At 66.9% G+C, this 19,796-nt stretch carries 16 protein-coding genes and 1 pseudogene; 5 read left to right on the forward strand and 12 right to left on the reverse strand.

Annotated features, from left to right (window positions below):
* Nucleotides 1–10: 10 nt before the first annotated feature.
* Nucleotides 11–1,228, reverse strand: coding sequence for an efflux RND transporter periplasmic adaptor subunit (locus NDN16_RS01530; RefSeq protein ID WP_251111849.1), 1,218 nt, complete (start codon nt 1,226–1,228; stop codon nt 11–13).
* A gap of 229 nt (nt 1,229–1,457) precedes the next feature.
* Between NDN16_RS01530 and NDN16_RS01535 the strand changes: the two genes are divergently transcribed.
* Entirely contained in the window at nt 1,458–4,241 is a 2,784-nt protein-coding gene (locus NDN16_RS01535) for an autotransporter outer membrane beta-barrel domain-containing protein (RefSeq protein WP_251111850.1), read from the forward strand.
* A 55-nt stretch (nt 4,242–4,296) separates the two neighbouring features.
* On the opposite strand, the gene NDN16_RS01540 is transcribed toward NDN16_RS01535, so the two are convergent.
* The 7 genes and pseudogenes from NDN16_RS01540 to NDN16_RS01570 form a co-directional block, all read right to left on the reverse strand.
* Nucleotides 4,297–5,076: an acetoin reductase gene (locus tag NDN16_RS01540; protein ID WP_251111851.1), complete on the reverse strand. Its 780-nt coding sequence runs from the start codon at nt 5,074–5,076 to the stop codon at nt 4,297–4,299.
* A gap of 89 nt (nt 5,077–5,165) precedes the next feature.
* Nucleotides 5,166–6,478: pseudogene (locus tag NDN16_RS01545) on the reverse strand (chloride channel protein).
* Nucleotides 6,479–6,534: 56 nt separating this feature from the next.
* Nucleotides 6,535–7,818, reverse strand: a complete 1,284-nt coding sequence (locus NDN16_RS01550; protein WP_251111852.1) for an NAD(P)/FAD-dependent oxidoreductase — start codon at nt 7,816–7,818, stop codon at nt 6,535–6,537.
* Nucleotides 7,819–7,829: 11 nt separating this feature from the next.
* Nucleotides 7,830–8,558 carry an amino acid ABC transporter ATP-binding protein gene (locus tag NDN16_RS01555; RefSeq protein ID WP_251111853.1) on the reverse strand — a complete coding sequence of 243 codons (729 nt, stop codon included), beginning with the start codon at nt 8,556–8,558 and terminating at the stop codon, nt 7,830–7,832.
* Complete coding sequence (locus NDN16_RS01560) at nt 8,555–9,208, reverse strand: amino acid ABC transporter permease (protein ID WP_251111854.1); 654 nt, start codon at nt 9,206–9,208, stop codon at nt 8,555–8,557. The genes NDN16_RS01555 and NDN16_RS01560 overlap by 4 nt, the downstream gene beginning before the upstream one ends.
* A 29-nt stretch (nt 9,209–9,237) precedes the next feature.
* A complete protein-coding gene (locus tag NDN16_RS01565) occupies nt 9,238–9,987 on the reverse strand; it encodes an ABC transporter substrate-binding protein (RefSeq protein WP_251111855.1) in 750 nt (249 codons plus the stop codon).
* Nucleotides 9,984–10,790, reverse strand: a complete 807-nt coding sequence (locus tag NDN16_RS01570; protein WP_251111856.1) for an IclR family transcriptional regulator — start codon at nt 10,788–10,790, stop codon at nt 9,984–9,986. The genes NDN16_RS01565 and NDN16_RS01570 overlap by 4 nt, the downstream gene beginning before the upstream one ends.
* 192 nt (nt 10,791–10,982) lie before the next feature.
* Between NDN16_RS01570 and NDN16_RS01575 the strand changes: the two genes are divergently transcribed.
* Nucleotides 10,983–11,789: an MBL fold metallo-hydrolase gene (locus NDN16_RS01575; protein ID WP_251112082.1), complete on the forward strand. Its 807-nt coding sequence runs from the start codon at nt 10,983–10,985 to the stop codon at nt 11,787–11,789.
* A 52-nt stretch (nt 11,790–11,841) separates the two neighbouring features.
* On the opposite strand, the gene NDN16_RS01580 is transcribed toward NDN16_RS01575, so the two are convergent.
* On the reverse strand, nt 11,842–12,849 hold the full coding sequence (locus NDN16_RS01580; protein ID WP_251111857.1) for an alpha/beta fold hydrolase: 1,008 nt from the start codon (nt 12,847–12,849) through the stop codon (nt 11,842–11,844).
* Nucleotides 12,850–12,976: 127 nt separating this feature from the next.
* On the opposite strand from NDN16_RS01580, the gene NDN16_RS01585 reads away from it, so the two are divergent.
* On the forward strand, nt 12,977–13,609 hold the full coding sequence (locus NDN16_RS01585) for an IMPACT family protein (RefSeq protein ID WP_251111858.1): 633 nt from the start codon (nt 12,977–12,979) through the stop codon (nt 13,607–13,609).
* Here NDN16_RS01585 and NDN16_RS01590 read toward each other — a convergent pair.
* Complete coding sequence (locus NDN16_RS01590) at nt 13,578–14,573, reverse strand: Bug family tripartite tricarboxylate transporter substrate binding protein (RefSeq protein ID WP_251111859.1); 996 nt, start codon at nt 14,571–14,573, stop codon at nt 13,578–13,580. The two genes, NDN16_RS01585 and NDN16_RS01590, sit on opposite strands and share 32 nt — an antisense overlap.
* Nucleotides 14,574–14,760: 187 nt before the next feature.
* On the opposite strand from NDN16_RS01590, the gene NDN16_RS01595 reads away from it, so the two are divergent.
* The gene (locus tag NDN16_RS01595) at nt 14,761–15,852 is read left to right on the forward strand and encodes a calcium:proton antiporter (RefSeq protein WP_251111860.1); all 1,092 of its coding nucleotides are present in this window, start codon (nt 14,761–14,763) and stop codon (nt 15,850–15,852) included.
* Between the two features lie 3 nt (nt 15,853–15,855).
* Nucleotides 15,856–17,637: an SLC13 family permease gene (locus NDN16_RS01600; RefSeq protein WP_251111861.1), complete on the forward strand. Its 1,782-nt coding sequence runs from the start codon at nt 15,856–15,858 to the stop codon at nt 17,635–17,637.
* A 3-nt stretch (nt 17,638–17,640) separates the two neighbouring features.
* Here the strand turns inward: NDN16_RS01600 and NDN16_RS01605 are convergent, their stop codons facing one another.
* Nucleotides 17,641–18,441, reverse strand: coding sequence for a phosphodiesterase (locus tag NDN16_RS01605; protein ID WP_251111862.1), 801 nt, complete (start codon nt 18,439–18,441; stop codon nt 17,641–17,643).
* Nucleotides 18,442–18,506: 65 nt separating this feature from the next.
* Entirely contained in the window at nt 18,507–19,790 is a 1,284-nt protein-coding gene (locus NDN16_RS01610) for an ABC transporter substrate-binding protein (RefSeq protein WP_251111863.1), read from the reverse strand.
* Nucleotides 19,791–19,796 lie beyond the last annotated feature (6 nt).

Raw genomic sequence — 19,796 nt, forward strand, 5'->3', positions numbered from 1 at the left:
CCGCTCCCGCTCAGAAGATCGGCGGGCCGCCGGGCCCGCGCCGCTGGGACTGGGATCGGGGCGCGCCCGGGGGGGCGCCGTCGCTCGACACCACCACCTCGTCGCCCTCGTCCAGGCCGGAGCGGATCTCGACCACGGCGCGCGTCGCCAGTCCGGTCTCCACCGCCCGCCGCTCCACGGTGCCGTCGCCCTGCCGCACCTGCACAACGCTGCCCTCGCGGCCGTTCCGGATGGCGGCGGCGGGCACGGTCAGCACGTCTTGCGCTTCGGCGACGACGAAGAAGGCCTGCGCCGTCATCGTTATCATCAGCCGCCCATCCGGATTGGGGACATCGAAGAGCGCCTTGTAGAGGACGACGTTGTTTTCGACCTCCGGCGTCGGCTCGATCAACCGCAACGTGCCTTCCCAGCGCTTGTCGTCGCCACCCAGCGTGGTGAACCAGCCCTTCATGCCCGGCGTCAGCCGCGCGATGTCGGCCTCCGAAACCTTGGCCTCGACCGTCATGGTCGACAGGTCGGCTACCGTAACGATCACCGGCGCGGTCTGCGTGGCGGCCAGCGTCTGTCCCTGCTCGGAGGTCTGGGAAACGACGGTTCCGGTCAGCGGCGAATAGATCTTCGTGTAACCGAGGTTCGTCTCGGCCCGCCGCAGGTCGGAGCGGCGCTCGCGCAACTGGGCGTCGAGGCTGTCGAGCGCCCCCTTCGCGGCGGCAACGGCGGCAACGGCCGCGTCATAGTCGCTGGCGGCCGATGTGTTGGCGCGGCGCAGCGTCTCCTGCCGCGTCAAGGTCTGCCCCGCCAGAACGAGCTGCGCCTGCGCATTGACCACCTGGGCTTCGAGGTTGGCGATCTGCGCCTGCGTCGCCTCCACCGTGTACTCGTAGATGGCGGGATCCATCTCGGCCAGAAGCTGGCCCTCCTCGACACGGTCGCCGACGGCCACGTGGACGGCCTTCAGCTGACCTGAAATCTGCGCGCCGACATCGACGGATCGGATCGGCGCGAGGACGCCCACCGCGGCAACGGTATCTTCCACCGCACCGCGCGTGACGGGAGCGAAACGATAGACGGGCGCTGCATTACGCTCCTGCCCGAAGAACCAGATCGCCGCGGCGGCGGCCAGGCAGACGAAGGCGACGAGCGCCAGCCCGCGTCGGCGCCGGCCCGGCCGGGCGCGGCGCGGCCGCGTCGACTGTGGGAGATCGAGTGGATCGAGACGCTGCAACATGACTTTTTCCCGGTGGAGGCTGTCCAGCCATCCCTTCCATTCCGTCATAGCAGGCGACGCGCCGCGAATCAGGTTTCAAAATGTGTCGACAGGTCGAGCGGCACCGTGGCGATTTTACATCGTTTCATCGGAAACGATATGGATCACGCATCATTTGATTGCTTCTACAATCATCCGATTTGTAACCGTCGGTTGTAATTTGTGGTATTGGCGAGGGGACGCGCAATCAATGATAGGTAATGTTTTATTCGGCGGCAGACGGGGTCTGGCGCAATCGGCATCGTTGCTGGTGATCGGCCTTTGCGCCACCGGCGTCGCGCAGGCGCAGCAGGCTACCGATCCCTTGAGGATAACCGGCGCCGGACAGACCTACTCCGGCACGATCGATGTCACGACGTCAGGCGCTTCGGCCTATGGCGCCTTCGCGGATCGCGGAGGGGCGATCACCCTGGCCGGCGGCACGATCGCCACGACAGGGCAGAGAGGTTACGGCATCCTGGCGGGACGTGGATCCACGGTAACCAGCGGCGCCGACATCGTGACCACCGGCACGTCCGCGCACGGCGTCCAGTCCGGCCTCGGCACCACCAACGGCACCGGAGGACAGGACGGGTCGAGCGTCGTGCTGACCGGCGCGAACATCCGCACGGGCGGTGCACAGGCTTATGGGTTGCACGCCATAGACGGCGGCGCGATCTCCGGGCAGGCCACCATCGTCACGGAAGGCATGCTGGGCTTCGGCGCCTTTGCGGAATCCGATTCGTCCATTGCGCTGTCCGGCGGCAGCATCGAGACGCGCGGCGCATTCGCCTTCGGCCTGATCGCCAATAATGACGAGGCCACCACGGGCGGCACTATCTCCGCCTCCAACGTGGCCGTCGTCACCGCAGGCGACGACGCGGCAGGCGCCGTCGCCGGCGAGGGCGGCTCGATCCTCATCGATGGCGGCAGCATCCGCACCACGGGGGCCGGCGCGACGGCGCTCGCGGTCCTGGGCAGCGGCTCGATCGTCGCCAACGGAGCGGCGCTCTCGGCCGGCAATGCGGCGACGATCGGCGTCCTGGCCGGTCAGGGCGAAGCCACCGTCACGCTTGGCGCCGGCACCGTCGCAACCGAGAACAACGGCACGCTCATGCAGGTCGAGCGCGACATTGCCGGTGCAGCAGGCATCGTGACGCTGAACCTTCAGTCCGGCTCGACATCGGCCGGCGACATCGTCGACGACGGTACGAAGACGAGCGGCCGGACGATCGTAAACCTGCGCGAAAACGCCCGCTGGACGGGTATTTTGCGCGGTGTCGATACCTTCAATACCGCAGCCGGCGGCCAGGTGGACTTTACCGAGCGGGCGGTGGTCAACGGAGACCTCAACGGCAACGGTTCCACGATCGCATTCAGCAGTGCCGGAGGCGTCATCGCCGGCAATGTCGGCCTGCAGGCCGGTGCACGCACCACCGGCGGCAGCATCCAGACCCCCATCGAGGTCCAGGGCGACGTCGTGGTCGGGCAGCAATCCGTCATGGGCGGCAACTGGAGCATCGCCGGCAACCTTGCCAGCGCCGGGACGATCACGCCGGGCAATTCCATCGGGATCGTCACCATCGGAGGCGACCTTACGCTGGCGCCCGGCCACGTCTATGAAGTGGAGATCGATGCCACGGGCGCGTCCGATCTTGTCGCCGTGGGCGGGACGGCCTCGCTTGCCGGGTCCGTGTCCGTCAGCCCGCTCGGAGGTTATCTGGTCGGCACGCCCTATACGATCCTGACGGCCGCAAGCCTGGGCGGAACGCAGTTCGAGGGCGTTTCCTTCTCCGAGAGCTACGCGTTCGTGTCGCCGTTGCTGTCCTACGACGCAACCTCCGTCGACCTGACGATCCAGCGTAACGGCGTGGCCTATGCCTCGGTGGCCGAAGGCGGCAACCAGCGCGCCGTCGCCAACGCGCTGGAAAGCCTGCCGATCGGAGGAACGCTCGGCCGCACCGTGGCATTCGGCACGGTGGACGATGCACGCGCCGCGTTCGCCGGCCTGTCGGGCGAGGTCCATGCCTCCGTCCGTTCCGGCCTGATCGAGGACAGCCGCCTGATCCGCGATGCCGCAACCGATCGCATCCGCGCGGCCTTCGCCGGTCCGTCCTCGGTTTCCAGCACGTCCGGCCCCTGGGAATCCGCGCAGCCGACGGGCTTCGCGCCGGAGCCCGCCGCCTGGGGCCGCGTGTTCGGCTCCTGGGGTACGACAGACGCCAACGGCACGTCCGGCAAGCTCGACCGCGATACCGGCGGCTTCGTCGCCGGCCTCGACGGCTTCGTCACCGATGCCGTTCGGCTCGGCATCCTGGCCGGCTACAGCCGGTCGAGCTTCGATGTCGACGACCTGTCCTCATCCGCGGATGCGGACAGCTATCACCTCGGACTCTACGGCGGCACGCGGGTGCATGGCTTCGGCCTTCGTGGCGGCATCGCCTATACCTGGCACGAAGTGGAAGCCAGCCGCTCGGTAGCCTTCGGCGGTTTCATCGATGCGCTCTCGGCCGATTACGACGCCGGTACGGTGCAGGTGTTCGGCGAAGCCGGCTATGCGATGCGGGCCGGCAACGTGGCCTTCGAGCCGTTCGCGGGGATCGCCTACGTCAACCTCGACGTCGACGGGTTCGGCGAAAGCGGCGGCGCCGCGGCCTTGTCTGGTGGCGGCGGCAGCACCGACACGACCTTCTCCACCCTGGGTCTTCGGGCGTCGACGGACGTCGTCGTCGGCAGCCGGACGGTAACGCTGGACGGCATGCTGGGATGGCGCCACGCCTTCGACGACAGGACGCCGGTTTCCACCTTCGCCTTTGCGGAGGGCCTCCCCTTCACAGTGGCAGGAGCGCAGATCGCGAGGGATTCGGCCGTCGTCGAGGTCGGGCTCGGCATGGACCTGTCGCCGGACGCCAGCCTGAACGTCTCCTATGGCGGACAGTTCGGCGACGGTGCGGACGACCATAGCGCCCGCGCCACATTCTCCTACCGCTTCTGAGCGGCGACATCGCCATGCGTGGCGGTGCCCCGGCCGGGGCGCCGCCACGTTTCGTTCAACGATAGACGATGCCGCCATCGGTCAGGATCGCCTGGCCGGTTATGTAATCGCTGTCCGGCCCCGACAGGAAGGAAACGAGGGCCGCGACATCTTCCGGCGTCTGGGCGCGGCCGAGGGCGATCCCCTCGACATATTTCTTGTAGGTCTCGCCCTTGGGGGCGCCCGTCAGCTGCGAAAAGCGCTCGTCGATCTCCACCCACATGTCCGTTCCGACGATGCCGGGGCAATACGCGTTCACGGTGATGCCGGCGCTGGCATATTCCTTGGCGGCGGCCTGAGTAAGCGCCCGCACGGCGAACTTGGTTGCCGAGTAGACGCCCAACATCGCGAAGCCGTCATGGCCTGCAATCGACGAGGCATTGACGATCTTTCCCTTGTGACCACGCTGCTGGAACTTGGCGGCGGCAGCCTGGATGCCCCAGAGGACCCCGTCCACATTGATGCGGAATATCTTCTGGACTTCTTCCGGCGTCACTTCGGCCAGCGGCTGCACCTGCGCGATGCCGGCATTGTTGATCATCACGTCGAACCCGCCGAGCTCGCGTTCGGCATGGTCGACGGCGCCATAGACGGCATCCCTGTCGCTAACGTCGGCGGCGAACACGGTGGCCTTGCGCCCCACCGCCTCCACTTCCCTTGCCGTATCGCCGAGCGTCTCCGCCTTCAGGTCGACCAGGCACAGATCTGCGCCGTCACGCGCCAGCCGCAGTGCGATGCCCCGGCCGATGCCGCGGGCCGCGCCCGTTACCAGAACCTTCTTACCTTCGATCGTCATATCGTCTCGTCCTTCATGCTGTTGGCGCCGGCCGACCGGCGTGACGAGAACTATCTAGGGTAGATATGGCGGACGGGCTTTGCGTTGGATCAATTCCCCGGTTTCTCCTGATGCCGACGCTCGCGCAGCGCGTCGGCCAGCCACAGGCGGGCCAGGCCGTGATAAAGCGGTTCCGGCGCGATCAGCCGCGAAACTCCGTAGCCGATCATCGAAGCCGTCATGATGGCGATCACGTTCGTCTGGTTGCCGGTCATCTCCAGCACGATGATGAAGGCCGTCATCGGCGCCTGGACAACGCCGGCGAAATAGCCCGCCATGCCCAGGATGGCGGCCAGCCCGGGCGGCGAGCCGAGAATCCAGCCGATGGTGCTGCCGAGGCCGCTTCCGACGGCGAGCGACGGGGCGAAGAGCCCCCCGGGTATGCCCGAGACGGTCGAGGCGAGCGTCGCCACGAATTTCGCCGCGAAGAACAAGGCGGGGAGGCTCTCGCCCTCGACGCCGCCGCGCGCGATCTCGTAGCTCGTGCCGAAGGTGGCGCCGCCGGCGGCAACCCCGACGATGGCCACCACGAGGCCGGCGGCGCCGGCAACGGCAGCGGCCTTCCAGCGGCTGGGTACCGAGCGCCAGCGCCTGATGCGCCGGGTCAGAGACAGGGTCGCGATGCTGAAGGCCGCGCCTAGCATGCCGCCGCAGATGCCGGACAGGATCACCAGGGGCCAGTCGGACGGGAACATCGCCACCGCATCCGAGACACCGAAGTAGGTGTAGTTGCCGACCAGCGCGAGGGAGGCGATGCCGGCGATGATCACGGCCGACAGAACCAGCCCGTTGGTGCGGGCGCTATAGGCGCGGCCGAGCTCCTCGATGGCGAAGACGATGCCGGCCAGCGGGGTGTTGAAGGCGGCGGCGATGCCGGCGGCCGATCCGGCGAGGATCAGCCCCCGCGCATAGGACATCCCGCCCAGCCGCGCCGACAGCATCATCAGCGCCGCGCCGATCTGGACGGTGGGGCCCTCCCGCCCGATGGAGGCGCCGCACAGAAGCCCCATGACGGTCAGGACGAACTTGCCCACCGCGATGCGGATCGTGAGGTAGGTGAAGCGCGCGCGCCCCCCAGCCGACGGGCCGCCATGGCCTGCGGAATGCCGCTGCCCTGCGAGCCGGGAAAGAACCGTTCTGCAATGACCGCGCAGGCGACGAAGCCCGCCGGCGTCAGCAGAAGCGGGAGCCACCAAAGGCCGGTTCGCGGATCCGTCGCCCGGAAGAAAAGATGCTGTGCTGCGTCGGATGCGAAGGCGAACCCGGTCGCCACGAGACCGATGGCAAGTGCGCCCGACCAGAACACAAGCCGCATGCGCCATATGCGCCGCGAGGCCAGCAGCGCCCGCGAGCGCCGCACCATCCCCTTGCGCCAACCCAGCCAGAACACGGCCTCGACTTACCCCTCGTCGCCTCGGATCAATGAACGAGATCCATCGCCTTGTAGTAAGCCAAGGTTGCGGAAACATAGAGCCGGCGCAACCCATGCAGCGGTATCGGCGCGATCCGGGTGACGGGTAGCGGCAAAGCCGCCGGATCGCCCGTGCGGACGTAATCGGCGATCCATTCCCCCATCTTGCTCTGCAGCCCCACGCCGCGGCCTTGGCAACCGAGCTGGAACAGCAACCCCTTCTCCGGCTCGTGCAGGTGCGGCAGGAAGTCCTGCGTGATGGCGACCCGCCCGCCCCAGCGGTACTGGATGGGCTGCTCGGCCAGCATGGGATAGGCAAGGCGGATCATCCGCTCCACATGGGCGTAGTCGCCCGGCCCGGACGGCTCGGCGAAGGTGCCGCGCCCGCCCATGACGAAGCGCCCCTCGCGGTCGCGCCGGAAATAGGACAGCAGCTTTCGCGTATCGGATGCGACGACCCCGCCCTTCAGGACGGCCTTGTCGAGATTGCCGGACAGGGGCGCCGTGGCCACTTGGAAGCTGTTGGCCGCGATGATGGTGCGCGACAGGCCCGGCCAGAGCCCGTCCGTATAGGCGTTGGTGCACACGACGACGCGGTCGGCGGTGACGGTCGGCCCGCGCTCGGTCGCCACCACCCACCGGCCGGACCGGCCTTCGAGCCCCTGCGCCTTCGTGCGGGTGGCGATGGCCGCCCCCAGGCCGAGCGCCGCGCGCGCCAGCCCGCGCGTGTAGGAAAGCGGCTGCACGCTGCCGCCGCGACGGTCGATCCAGCCGGCGTGATAGCGCGTGGTGCCGAGAAGCGCCGCGACGTCCTCGCGGCTCAGCGCATCCACATCGGCGCCGAGCGCACGCCATTGCCGGCATCTGTCCAGCGCTCCCGCCTCGGCGGCCCTGGAATGGGCCGGCTGCACCCAGCCTGCGCGCGTGTCGTCGCAGTCGATGCCGAATTCGTCGATGAGTTCGAACACCTTGGCCGCGGTGGACCCGAATGCCAGCGCGGCCCTTCGTCCGGCCTGCGGGCCGAACATCGTCGCCAGTTGGTCGGGATCGTACTTTATGCCCGGGATGACCTGGCCACCGCTTCGGCCGGACGCGCCGAAGCCGAGGTCGCCCGCCTCCAGAACCTGCACGCTGCGCTCGGCCTTCGCTAGGTGGATCGCGGTGGACAGGCCGGCGAATCCGCCGCCGATGACGGCGACGTCCACGCGAATGTCGGCATCGAGGGGCGCCGTCTGTGGGGCGGCGGCGGCCGTCGCCGCCCAGAGCGACGCGGTAAGTCGAAGTTCGGTCACTGTTCCACCTGCTACTTGTCCAGCACCCGGCGAAGGAAATCGCGCGTGCGCTCATGCTGCGGATCGGTCAGCACCCGGCTGGCCGGTCCTTCCTCCACGATCAGTCCGCCGTCCATGAAGAGGACGCGATCCCCGACCTCCCGGGCGAAGGCCATTTCATGCGTCACGACCAGCATGGTCATGCCCTCGTCGGCCAGGTCGCGCATGGCGGCCAGCACCTCGCCCACCAGTTCCGGGTCGAGCGCCGAGGTCGGTTCGTCGAACAGGATCGCCTTCGGGCGCATGGCAAGAGACCGCGCGATGGCCACGCGCTGCTGCTGCCCGCCCGACAGGGCGGCGGGGTAGCTGCCGGCCTTCGCCGCCAGCCCCATCCGCTCCAGGAGGGCGCGCCCATGCTCTTCCGCCGCCTTGCGGTTCTCGCCCTTCACGTAGATCGGGCCTTCGGTGACGTTCTCCAGCGCCGTGCGATGCGGAAACAGGTTGAAGCGCTGGAAGACCATGGTCACGGATGTGCGGATCTCGCGGATGGATGGCGACTTGCGATCCACGGTCATGCCGTCGACCGTGATGAGACCGCTTTCGTAGCTTTCCAGCCCGTTGATGCAGCGAAGCAGCGTGGACTTTCCGGAGCCCGAGGCGCCGATCAGGCAGACCACCTCGCCTTGCCGGATTTCCCCGTCGATCCCTTTCAGGACCTCGAGATTGCCGAACCGCTTGTGGATGTTCTGAAGCCGGATCATCGCGTGCCGAACCTCCGCTCGAGATAGGACGCCAGCACGATCAGCGGCACGGACAGGGCCAGGTACAGAAGCGCCACGAGCGTGTAGACCGTCATGTTGTCGAAGGTGGCCGAGGCAACGAGCTTTCCCTTCATCGTCAGTTCCGCGACGGTGATCACGGACGCCTGGGACGTATCCTTGAGCAGCATGATCATCGTGTTGCCGTAGGGCGGCAACACGGTGCGCAGCGCCTGGGGCAGCACGACGCGCCGCATCATCAGCGACCATTTCATGCCGATGGAATGCGCCGCCTCGATCTGCCCCTTGTCTATGGCTTCCAGCCCGGCCCGGAAGTTTTCGGCCATGTAGCAGGAATAGGCGATGCCGAGGCCGATGGCGCCGGCCTGGAAGGCCGACAGGTCGATGCCGAACTCCGGCAGCACGAAGTAGATGTAGAATAGCTGTACCAGGATGGGGATGCCGCGAACGGTGTTGACCACCGTCTTGGAGATCAGCACCAGCGGCCAGATGCCGGAGTAGCGCATCAGGGCCCAGACAAGCCCGAGCAAGGTCGATATGACCAGCGCCGCAAGGGTGAGCGTGACGGTGATCGCCACGCCCTCCATCAGGATGGGCAGATACTGCCCGGAATTCTGCCAGAACGCGCCCATCGCTCAGCGCCTCGCGGCCTGGCCGGCGCTCACTTCAGGCCCCATTTGGCGGCAAGCTCGTCCACCGTGCCGTTTTCCTTGAGCGTGGCGAGTGCGGCGTCGATGCGCTCCAGGAGCGCCTTGTCGTCCTTGCGCACGCCCAGCCCGACCGATCCGGTCTGCTGGCTCTCGTAGTCGGCCATCTTCACCTCGGGAAACCGGCCCTGCGACAGTTGATAGGCCAGGATCGGCTTGTCGCCCATGCCCGCGGCGATCCGACCACGGTTCACCTCGTTCAGGATATCGGCGAGCGAGTCGTAGACACGGACTTCGCCGAACACGTCCATGGACTGCAGCCGATCCAGGTAGGTCGTGCCCTGCTGGACGCCGATCACCTCGCCGCGCAACTCCTCGAAGGCGGGGGAGATGGCGCCCTCGAAGCCGGCGGGCACCACGACGCCCTCGCCGTAGGGCATCACTTCCTGGGAAAAGTCGATCACCTCGCGACGGGCGTCGGTGGCGATCATGGCGGCGGCGATGATGTCGATGCGGCCGGAGGTGAGCGAGGGGATCAGCGAGCCGAAATCCACCGGCTGCACGGCCACGTCGAAGCCCGCTTCTTCTCCCACCGCCCGGACGAGATCCACCATCATGCCCTCGATCTCGTTGGTCTGGATGTCGAGGAAGGTGAATGGAACGCCGGTCGGCGTGGACCCGACGGTCAGCGTCTCAGCCATGGCCGGTTGCAACGAACCGATGGCGAGCATGGCCGCGCCTGCGAAGAATGCCTGCAGTTTCATGACTGGTTCCTTTCGCTGTGGTGAATTCCGCTGTCGGCCCGCGCCGCCGGAACGGACGAAATGAAGCCGACCGTCTCGATAAGACGGGGCGCCAGCTCGCGCTCCATGTCCGCCATGCTCCAGCGGCTCGTCGGGCAGGAAATGTTCACGGCGCCGAGGCCGGCGCCGTCCGCGCCGACTATGGCGCAGGCGATGTTGAGATCGCCCACGTAGAACTGCTCGGCGGCCGTGGCGAAGCCCCGTTCCCGCGCGATGTCGACGGCCTCCATGATGCGGGCCGGATCGGTCTGCGTGCCCGGCGTGAAGACGCGCCGCGACGAGCGCTCCACCATGTCCAGCGCCGCCTCGCGCGGTAGGGTCGCCAGGTAGGCCCTGCCCGTGGCGCCGCAATACATCGGGATGCGCATGCCCTGCGGCATGTGGATGAAGGAGCGGCGATTGGCCGTGAACCGGCCCAGGAAAACCATGTCGAGCGCATCCGGACGCGACAGGTTGACCGTCTCTCCGCAGTCATTGTTGAGATCCACCAGATGTGGCGTCGCCTGGGCGATCAGGGGGTCTGCCGCAAGGTAGTAGGTTCCGAATTCGAGCGTGCGCGGCGTCAGCCGCCAGCGTCGCGCCGCGTCGCGCCGCACGAAGCCCAGGATCTCCAGCGTATGGGTGAACCGCTGGGCCGCGCTCCGCGTGATACCCGCCTTTTCGGCAATCTCGGCAAGGCCCAGGCTTTCATGTCCGTCGAAGGCACGCAGCACCTCGAAGCCACGTTCCAGAGATTCCACGAAGAGGCGGTCCTTGCGCTCCATCGGCTCCCAACTTAATCGCTGTGCGATTATTTAGATTGCATTGCGATCATCGTGTTGCTAGTTGGGGAATCTGTCAAGGTAGCTGCGCAAATATGCGTCACGCTGAACTGGCGGGCAGGATGTCGCGGGGGCTGGTTTTCCCGGATGGGCGATGGCTATCTTCCAGGACCCGAACAGTGGAAGGCCATGCCGATGATGCGCCCGGTTCTTCTTTGCCTGACGATGCTGGCGGCAACGGTGGCGCAGGCCGTCGCCCAGTCGAGCGACCCGCCACCGGTCGCTTCGTCCTGCCTTGCGATGGCGTCCGCCATGCCGAAGGCCCTCAACGTGGCCTACGTGCCGGTGCGGGCGGTCGAGGGCACGGTGCGCATCGCCTATGCCGGCCATTCGACATACCGGATCGAGACGCCCGGCGGCGTGACCATCGCCACGGACTATTCGGGCTTCTTCGGCAGCACGCCCCTGCCCCGCATCGTCACCATGAACAAGGCGCACAGGACGCACTACACCGAGACGCCCGATCCCGGCATAGAACATGTCCTGAAGGGTTGGGGGGAGTCCGGACCGGCACGCCATGGCCTTGCCGTGGACGATGTCACGATACGCAACGTCACGACGGACATCCGCCGATGGGGCGCCTCCGAGCCGGACGCCAACTCCATCTTCATCTTCGAGGTCGCCGGCCTGTGCATCGGCCATCTCGGCCATCTCCACCACGAACTCACCAACGACCACTACGCCAGGATCGGCCGGCTGGACGTGGTCATGGTGCCGGTGGACGGCGGGCTGACATCTTCGCTCGCCAACATGGAAACGATCACGCGGCGTCTGTCGTCCTCCGTGGTCTTGCCGATGCACCGCAATGCCACGTCCATGGATTCGTTTACCGGGCGCATGCGAGATGCCTTCGAGGTTCGAAGGCTCGAGGGCGACGTGCTGGACCTTTCCCTCCGGACGTTGCCGGAACGCCCCACGATATTCATTCCCGCCAGTCTCTGACCCGCCGTTCGAGCGGTGGTCGCCCCGCCGAGCGGCGGGGCGACGCCGGCCATCAGTCGATGGCGCGCAGGAGGCTCTCGTGGAAACGCTCCGGCGCCTCCATCTGCGGCGAATGGCCGAGATCGTCGAATTCGATCAGATCCGCCTGCGGAATGGCCGCGGCGGCACTCCTGCCGAGTTCGGCATAGTTGCCGAGCCGCTCCGCCACTTCGGGCGCCGCGCGTGCGGCACCCGGCGCGGTACGGTCGAGCATACCGATCATCAGTACGGTCGGCACATCGAGGTTCGCAAACTCATGCACGACCGGCTGGGTGAAGACCATGTCCGAGGTCTGCGCCTGGTTCAGCGCGACAAGGTCTCCGTCGGGGCCTGCATACATGCCGGCCAGCATCTCCACGGGCGCGTCGTATTCGGCCCGCCAGTCGCCATTGTAGTAGATGTCCTGCTGGTAGGCCTTGATGGATTCGAAGTTTGTCTTGCGCTCGGTTTCATGGAGCGCGTCGATCGTCGCATAGGGTACTCCCTCGGCCTGCCAGTCCTCGAGACCGATCGGATTGACGAGGACGAGGCGCGACAGATCGTCGGGATAGGACAAGGCGTAGCGCGCGGCCAGCATTCCGCCCATCGAGTGGCCCACCAGGATGGCGTCCTGTATTTCGAGCTCGTCGAGCAGCGAGTTCGTGTTGGCGGCCAGCTGGTGAAAGCTGAACTGGTAGCCTTCCGGCTTGGACGATTTGCAGAAACCGATCTGGTCGGGTGCAACCACGCGGTAGCCCGCGTCCAACAGGACATCGATCGTCGGCTGCCACGTCGCGCCACAGAAATTCTTGCCATGCAGGAGAACGACGGTTTCTCCGTTTCCCTCGCCGTCCGGCCTGACATCCATATAGGCCATGGACAGGGTCTGGCCCTGCGTTTCCAGCGTGTGCTCACGCAGCTCGAACGGATACTCGAACCCCTCCAGCATCGCGCCGTACTCCGGACGTTGCTCCGCAAACGCAGCGGTTGCGAGAAGAACCGTGGCGATACCCGTTCCGATACGAACATGTCGTTTCTGCAAGGCGCTTTCCCTTTGTCTTTCCATCGCGGCCCGCCCGTCGGGCCTCCAAATTCGATGGAGGCGGCCATATAAGGTGGCCCGACCGGGCGAAAACCCGGCGCCGAATTCACTTTCGCTTGCGATGCAAATGTCAGACAGTTTCACCCTCGCCGCCATCGCCATGGCGCGGACGGAGGTCCGCAAGAGCCGCTTCCTGGCGGTCGCCGGGCCAGTGCGCGACGAAAACGAGGCAAAGGCCTTCATTGCCGCCCATTCGGATAGGGCGGCGACCCATAATTGCTCGGCATGGCGCATCGGGCAGGCCTACCGCTTCGACGATGACGGAGAACCGGGCGGCACGGCGGGCAAGCCGATCCTGCAGGCGATCGACGGGCAGAACCTCGACAGGGTGGCCGTGGTCGTGATCCGTTGGTTCGGCGGCATCTTGCTGGGCGGCGGCGGCCTCGTACGAGCCTATGGCGGAGCCGCGGCACAATGCCTTCGCGAAGCGGAAAAGCTGCAGTGCCTCGACCTCGCACCCGCCCGGATCGCCTGCGAATTCGGCGACCTGGCCATCCTGACGGCGCGGCTGACCGCCATTCCGGGGCTGGAGACGAGCGGCCAGGAGTTCACCGCGCACGGCGCCGTGATCCAGGTCGCGATACCCGTGGCCGCGCGGGCCGGGGCGGAACGGCTCGTGGCCGACGTCACGAGCGGCCGCAGCATCCTGACCTGGTGTGACGACGGCGCTACTGGAGAGACAGGTTCGCGCCGTCTATGATGGCCTTGTAGCGCGCAATCTCCGCCGCGATGAAATCGGCAAAATCCTGCGGGCTGCCTGCGGCCGCCTCGGTGCGCTGCGTTGCCAGCGCCTCGACGATCTTCGGCTGCGCCATCGCCTCGCTGATCGCCGCATTCAGCCGCGCGATGGCCGCTTCCGGCGTGCCGGCCGGCGCCAGCACGCCGAACCAGGTGGTCAGGTCGAATTCCTCGAACCCCTTTTCCGCCATCGAAGGCACACCCGGCAGGAAGGAAGAGCGCTCCTTCGTCGTCACCGCGAGCGGGCGCAGCACGCCCGAATCGATATGGCTCGACGCGGACGACAGATTGTCGAACATGAAGCCGACTTCCCCCGACAGAACCGCCTGAAGTGCCGCAGCCGAGCCCTGGTAGGGAACATGGGTCAGCTCGAGACCGACCTTCTGCGCGAAGAGTTCCCCCGCCAGATGCCCCGCGCTTCCGTTGGAGCCGGACGAGTAGATACCAAGCCCCGGCTCCTGCCGAAGACGCTCCACGAAGCCCTCCAGCGTATCGATGCCGGCCTCTTCCCGCACCACCAGCACATTCGGCGTCCTGCCGACGAGAGCGACGGGAGCGAAGTCCGACACCGGGTCGAACGGCATGTCGGGAAACAGGCTGACATTGATCCCATGCGTGGACGTGGCACCCATCAGCAGGGTGGCGCCGTCGGGCGTGCTTTCGGCCACGAAGTCGGCGCCGATATTGCCACCGGCCCCGGGCCTGTTGTCGACGAGCACGGTCTGGCCGAAGGCCGTTTCCAGCTGCCGGGCCAGAAGACGGGCGGCGATATCCAGCGTGCCGCCGGGCGGAAAGGGAACCACCAGCGTCAACGCGCCGGCTGGAAGCCCCGCCGCCATCGCGCGAGGGCCCATCAGCCCCGTCAGCGCCAGTTGCGCCGCCGTCATGGCCAGTAGGCCGCGACGGCTGATCCGTGCCTGAACCATTTCGTCCCTCCCGTTCTTCGTTTTCCTTATCGGTCGCCCGAATATCACAGGTTGCAAGTTTCGGAAGCGTCTTGTGGCCGGCCATGGCGGCTTGACACGGGGCGTGCCCAACGGACACTGCTTGCGGGACCCGGCCCGGCATGTGCGCCGGACGGGTCTCGTCGCAACGGCCCGTTCCGGATCATCGATGCACGCACCGACTGTCTCGCGCCTCGTCCCGGGCCGCTCGTTTTTCTTCGTCGCGGGCGCGGTCCTGCTGCTGCTGGCGCATGCGGCCCATCTGGTCTCGGAAAGCTCGAGCCTCTTCGTCGGCCTTGCGGGGCTGTTTCTCGTCGGCTCGGTCTTTGCGGCGGTCGAGCATGCCGAGGTGCTTTCGCTGAAGATCGGCGAGCCGTTCGGCTCGGTGCTCCTGGCCGGTTCGGTCACGCTGATCGAGGTTTCGCTGATCGTTTCGATCATGCTTTCGGCCAGTGTCGGCGGCAGCGAGATCGCGCGCGACACTGTCTTCGCCACCATGATGATCGTGCTGAACGGCGTCGTCGGCCTGTGCCTTCTGACCGGAGGCATCCTGCACAAGGAGCAGGAGTTCCATACCGCGGGGGCGGCGGCGGCGCTGGGCGTTCTCGGTACGCTCGCGACGCTGACCCTGATCCTGCCCAACTTCACCGTGGCGACGCCGGGCCCGTCCTATTCGACCATGCAGCTCGGCTTCGTGGCGGTGGTGTCGCTGACCTTGTACGGCCTGTTCCTGTTCGTGCAGACGGTGCGCCATCGCAACTACTTCACCGACGTGGTCGAGGCCGAGCCGCACGAGACGCCCACCGGCGGCCGGGCCCTGGCGAGCCTGGGCCTTCTGTTCCTGTCCCTTCTCATGGTCGTGCTTCTGGCAGAGGATCTGACGCCCGTCGTCAGTGCGGCGGTCCTGTCGGCCGGCCTCAATCCGGAACTGATCGGCGTGCTGATCGCCGCGGTCGTCCTGCTTCCGGAGGGCACGACCGCCTTTCGCGCGGCGCGCGCCAACCGTATCCAGACGAGCCTCAACCTGGCCCTGGGCTCGGCGCTCGCCAGTATCGGACTGAGCATTCCCGCCGTCGCCATCGTCTCCATCGTCACCGACAGGCCGATCACTCTGGGTCTCGAAGGCGATCACATCGTCCAGATCGTGCTCACCCTCATCATCGGTACGATCACGCTGGCCACCGGCCGCACCACGATTCTCCAGGGCGGCGTCCACCTGGTGATCTTCTTCGTCTTCCTGTTCATGTCGGCAGCGCCGTAACCCATGCTCGCATCTCTCGTCTCGGCCTACGCGGCCTTCATCGCGCTCGGCATCATGCTTCTGACCTTCATCGGCTTCGCCTTCGAGCGTTATCCGCCCGAGGTGACGGCAGCGGCCGGCGCGTCGGCATTCCTGCTGCTTGGTTTCGTCACACCCGCCGAGACGTTCGGCGTCTTCGCCAACCCGGCGCCGCTGACCATAGCCGCCATGTTCGTCATGACGGGCGCGCTGGTGCGTACGGGCGTGCTGGAGCGGGCCGTGGGCGCCATCCTGGATTTTGCCGGCAGCCGTCCGGCGTTCGCCATCGGCGGCCTGGCCGCCTGCATCCTTCTCGTCGGCGGCTTCATCAACAACACGCCGCTGGTGCTGATCCTCATTCCCATGGCGGTGCGTATCGCACGCCGGTTCGAGATCGCCTCGACGCTGCTTCTGATCCCGGTATCCTATTTGACGATCCTGGCCGGCACGCTGACCCTCATCGGCACATCCACCAACCTTCTGGTCGACGGCGTCGCCCGAGAGAGCGGGCTGGAGCCCTTCTCCATCTTCGAGATCACGCCGGTCGGCATCGTGACCGCGCTCAGCGGCCTCGCCTTGCTGCTCGTGTCGGGCCGCGCCCTGCTGCCGAACCGGCCCGACGAGGGCACGGCGATGGACGGCGGGGAAGTGACCTTCCTGTCCGAACTCTCCGTCACGGACGCATCCGATCTCGGCAAGGATGCATTGGGCAGCCTCAAGCTGTTCAAGCTGCCCAATCTCAGGATCCTGGGGCTGAAGCGCGGCGGCGACGTGCTGCGCAAGGAAACCGATGCCCAGACCCTGCGCAAGGGCGACCGGCTGATCGTCACCGCGACCGCCTCCGAGCTCCTCACGCTGGCCGAGTCCAGGCACCTCGCCGTCGGCCTGCCCGCCGCAGCGGCAGCGGGCGAGGACAGGGCCGTGGTGGAAGCGGTGCTTGCCCCGCAGCAGACCATCGTCGGCCGGCGGATCGACGAACTGGCCATCGGCAGCCGTTTCGGCGTGCGGATCGTCGGCATCCACCGGCACAATCATACGGCGGGCAAGGATTTGCGCTCGTCGCGCCTGCGCGCGGCCGATCGCCTTCTGCTGGAAGGTCCACCCTCGGGGCTGGACGCGCTGAGCCAGCAGGGCATCCTCGTATCGGTGGACCGCACGAGCGGCCGCGCCTACCGCCGCTCGAAGGCGCCCATCGCCGTCGCCGCCCTTCTGGGCGTCGTCGCACTGGCGGCCATGGGGGTTTTCGATATCGGCCTTCTGGCCATGCTGGGGGTGGTCGCCATCCTGCTTCTGCGCTGCATCGACAGCAAGGAGGCGTGGGGGGCCATCGACGGCGGCATCCTCGTATTGATCTTCTCGATGCTCATCATCGGGCTCGGCCTGCAGCGCGCCGGCGCGCTCGAACTGATCGTCACGACGCTGGCGCCATACCTTGCGGGCCTTTCGCCCTTCATGCTGCTCGTCGCGGTCTATCTGCTGGCGTCCACGCTGACGGAAATCATCACCAACAACGCCGTAGCCGTGGTGATGACGCCCATCGTCATCGGCCTCGGGGTCGAGCTGGGAGTGGATCCGCGCCCGCTGGTCGTGGCGGTCATGTTCGCCGCCAGTGCCAGCTTCGCCACGCCCATCGGATACCAGACCAATACGCTCGTCTACGGCGCGGGCAATTACCGCTTCACGGATTTCGCATGGATCGGCATTCCGATGAACATCGTGGTCGGCATCGCGACCTGCGCGGCGATCTACATCTATTACGGTCTCTGAACGTCAGGGGCCGTCGCAGATTTCCGCCCGGGCAAGGCGCGCCTCTCCGACTTCGGCGGCATAGGCCCGGAATCCGTACTTGTCCAGCATGAGGATCCGGTAGCAAGGGTTGCCGCCTGTCCACCACGGGTCGGGCGCGTCGATATCGGTGATGAAGCGATGCGCGCAGGATTGTCCGGAGCTGAAGGCGATGCCGCAGGCCGTCGTGCCGGCCATAGGCACGTGGATATGGCCGAACACGACGTGGCGGACGCCGCCGTCATGCGCGGCAAGGCGCGCCAGCAGGGCTCCGTCGTCATGCAGGCCGATATGCCGGAAATGGGCCAGCCCGTCATGCATGGGCGGATGGTGGACGAAGACGGTAACGGGAAGCGCTCCCGCCCCGGCGAGCGCATCATCCAGCCAGGCGCGCCGGTCCGCCCCGTAGATGCCGCCGATCGTGCCTGCTTCATGGCTATCCAGGAACAGCAGCCGGCCATGATCGGTGTCGATGCTCGACTGGACATAGCCTTTGGCGTCCACGGGATGGTCGGGGAAGGCGTCGACGAAAGCCGGCCGGCGATCGTGATTGCCGAGCAACAGGCGCACGGGGAACGGCGCCGGCGACAGGATCTCGCGCAGGAGCGCATAGGCTTCCGGCTCGCCGTCGTTGCACAGGTCGCCCGTGACGACGAGAAGGTCGGCATCGGCATGACGCGCGAGGACGTCCTCCAGCGCACGGCGCAGCTGCCGCTCCGGATCCACTCCGTTGACGACGCGGCCGGGCCGAACGAGATGCGTGTCGGTGATCTGGATAATCTTCAAGGCATTGTCTTTCCGAAATGGGGCGCGGGTGGCATGGCCGCCCGCGCCCGGCCCCGTCCCGGGGGTTACTTCATCAGGGCGTTCGTCTGCTCGACGATCTCTTTCAGGCCGTCTTCGGGCGTCACCTCGCCGCGCATCACCGTGCCGATGATGTCGCGTTGCGTGCGCCAGATGCGAACGGAGTCACCGCCCGGATAGCCGGCCCAGGGCAGCGAGCGGTCCGCCTGCAGCGATGCCGTCTCGATGTTCGGATTCTCGGCGTAGAAGGGGGCGAGGTAGTCCGGCCCGGTCGCGCGCTTGTTGGTCGGCAGATAGCCCGTGATGCGCACGATCTGGTTCTGCGCCTCGGGACCGGTGATCCACTTCAGATATTTCCATGCGGCCTGCTGGCGCTCCGGGTCCTGCGTCAGGATGACGGCCGAGTTCCCCCCGGTCGGCACGCCGCCCGTGTCCTTGTTCTCCAGGGGGAAGGTGGCGGTGGTCAGCTCGAACCGCTCGCCGACGAGTCCCTCGATGGTCTGGACATGGGCGGGGGTGGAAAAGATGAAGCCCGTCAGCCCGGCCCCGAACTGCTGGCGGGACTGATCCCAGTCCAGCATCTCCTGGCCGCCTTCCGTCACGAAGCGGCGCACCAGCTTCATCGCGTTCAATCCGGTTTCGCCGTCGAAGGCGACGGTGCCGGTCTGCGGATCGACGAGGTCTCCGCCCTGCTGGACGATCAGCGCCTGCCACAACCAGTCGTCCGGCCAGCCGCCGATATCGTAGCCCATGCCGGCATAGCGCGGGTCCAGCGCATCGATCTTCGCGGCCAGTTCGACAAGGCCGTCGAACGTGTCCGGCATGTTTTCCGGATCGCCGCCCGCCTGCCGCACCAGATCGGCGTTGACGTAGATGATCGGCGACGATGCGTTGACCGGGAGGCCGTACTGCTTGCCGTCGATCTGGCCCAGCGCCGCCATCTTCGGCGTGTAGTTCGCGTCCAGGAACGCCTGTCCGCCCTCGGCCTCGATGAAAGGTGCGAGATCGGTGATCTGTGAACGGGGCGCCAGGGCGCCGACCAGCTCGGCCGTCAGGTTGTAGCCGGAAAAATAGACGTCCGGCAGGTTGCCGGTGACGGCGGCGCGCAGCACCTGCTGCTGTCCCTCGTTGTAACCGGCAGCGGGCGCGAGGAAGTTGATCCTGATGTCCGGGTTGGCCTCCATGAACTGGTCGGCCAGCGGCTGGTGGAACTTGGTGAAGCCGGGCAGGTTGTAAAGAACCTGCAACTCCACCGTCTCGGCGCGGGCGATGCCCGGAAGCGCGAGGCCAAGCGCGAGCGCGCCGGCCACGATGCGGGTGGGAAGCGACATCTGAAA

Source organism: Aureimonas altamirensis (assembly GCF_023702225.1).
In the GTDB taxonomy this organism is placed as follows: Bacteria; Pseudomonadota; Alphaproteobacteria; order Rhizobiales; family Rhizobiaceae; genus Aureimonas; species Aureimonas altamirensis_B.

What these genes read in the sequence shown, in the direction of transcription:
- NDN16_RS01530 (WP_251111849.1), bottom strand. Translation starts at nt 1,228, where the DNA reads ATGTTGCAGCGTCTCGATCCACTCGATCTCCCACAGTCGACGCGGCCG.
- NDN16_RS01535 (WP_251111850.1), top strand. Translation starts at nt 1,458, where the DNA reads ATGATAGGTAATGTTTTATTCGGCGGCAGACGGGGTCTGGCGCAATCG.
- NDN16_RS01540 (WP_251111851.1), bottom strand. Translation starts at nt 5,076, where the DNA reads ATGACGATCGAAGGTAAGAAGGTTCTGGTAACGGGCGCGGCCCGCGGC.
- NDN16_RS01555 (WP_251111853.1), bottom strand. Translation starts at nt 8,558, where the DNA reads ATGATCCGGCTTCAGAACATCCACAAGCGGTTCGGCAATCTCGAGGTC.
- NDN16_RS01560 (WP_251111854.1), bottom strand. Translation starts at nt 9,208, where the DNA reads ATGGGCGCGTTCTGGCAGAATTCCGGGCAGTATCTGCCCATCCTGATG.
- NDN16_RS01565 (WP_251111855.1), bottom strand. Translation starts at nt 9,987, where the DNA reads ATGAAACTGCAGGCATTCTTCGCAGGCGCGGCCATGCTCGCCATCGGT.
- NDN16_RS01570 (WP_251111856.1), bottom strand. Translation starts at nt 10,790, where the DNA reads ATGGAGCGCAAGGACCGCCTCTTCGTGGAATCTCTGGAACGTGGCTTC.
- NDN16_RS01575 (WP_251112082.1), top strand. Translation starts at nt 10,983, where the DNA reads ATGATGCGCCCGGTTCTTCTTTGCCTGACGATGCTGGCGGCAACGGTG.
- NDN16_RS01585 (WP_251111858.1), top strand. Translation starts at nt 12,977, where the DNA reads ATGTCAGACAGTTTCACCCTCGCCGCCATCGCCATGGCGCGGACGGAG.
- NDN16_RS01590 (WP_251111859.1), bottom strand. Translation starts at nt 14,573, where the DNA reads ATGGTTCAGGCACGGATCAGCCGTCGCGGCCTACTGGCCATGACGGCG.
- NDN16_RS01595 (WP_251111860.1), top strand. Translation starts at nt 14,761, where the DNA reads ATGCACGCACCGACTGTCTCGCGCCTCGTCCCGGGCCGCTCGTTTTTC.
- NDN16_RS01600 (WP_251111861.1), top strand. Translation starts at nt 15,856, where the DNA reads ATGCTCGCATCTCTCGTCTCGGCCTACGCGGCCTTCATCGCGCTCGGC.
- NDN16_RS01610 (WP_251111863.1), bottom strand. Translation starts at nt 19,790, where the DNA reads ATGTCGCTTCCCACCCGCATCGTGGCCGGCGCGCTCGCGCTTGGCCTC.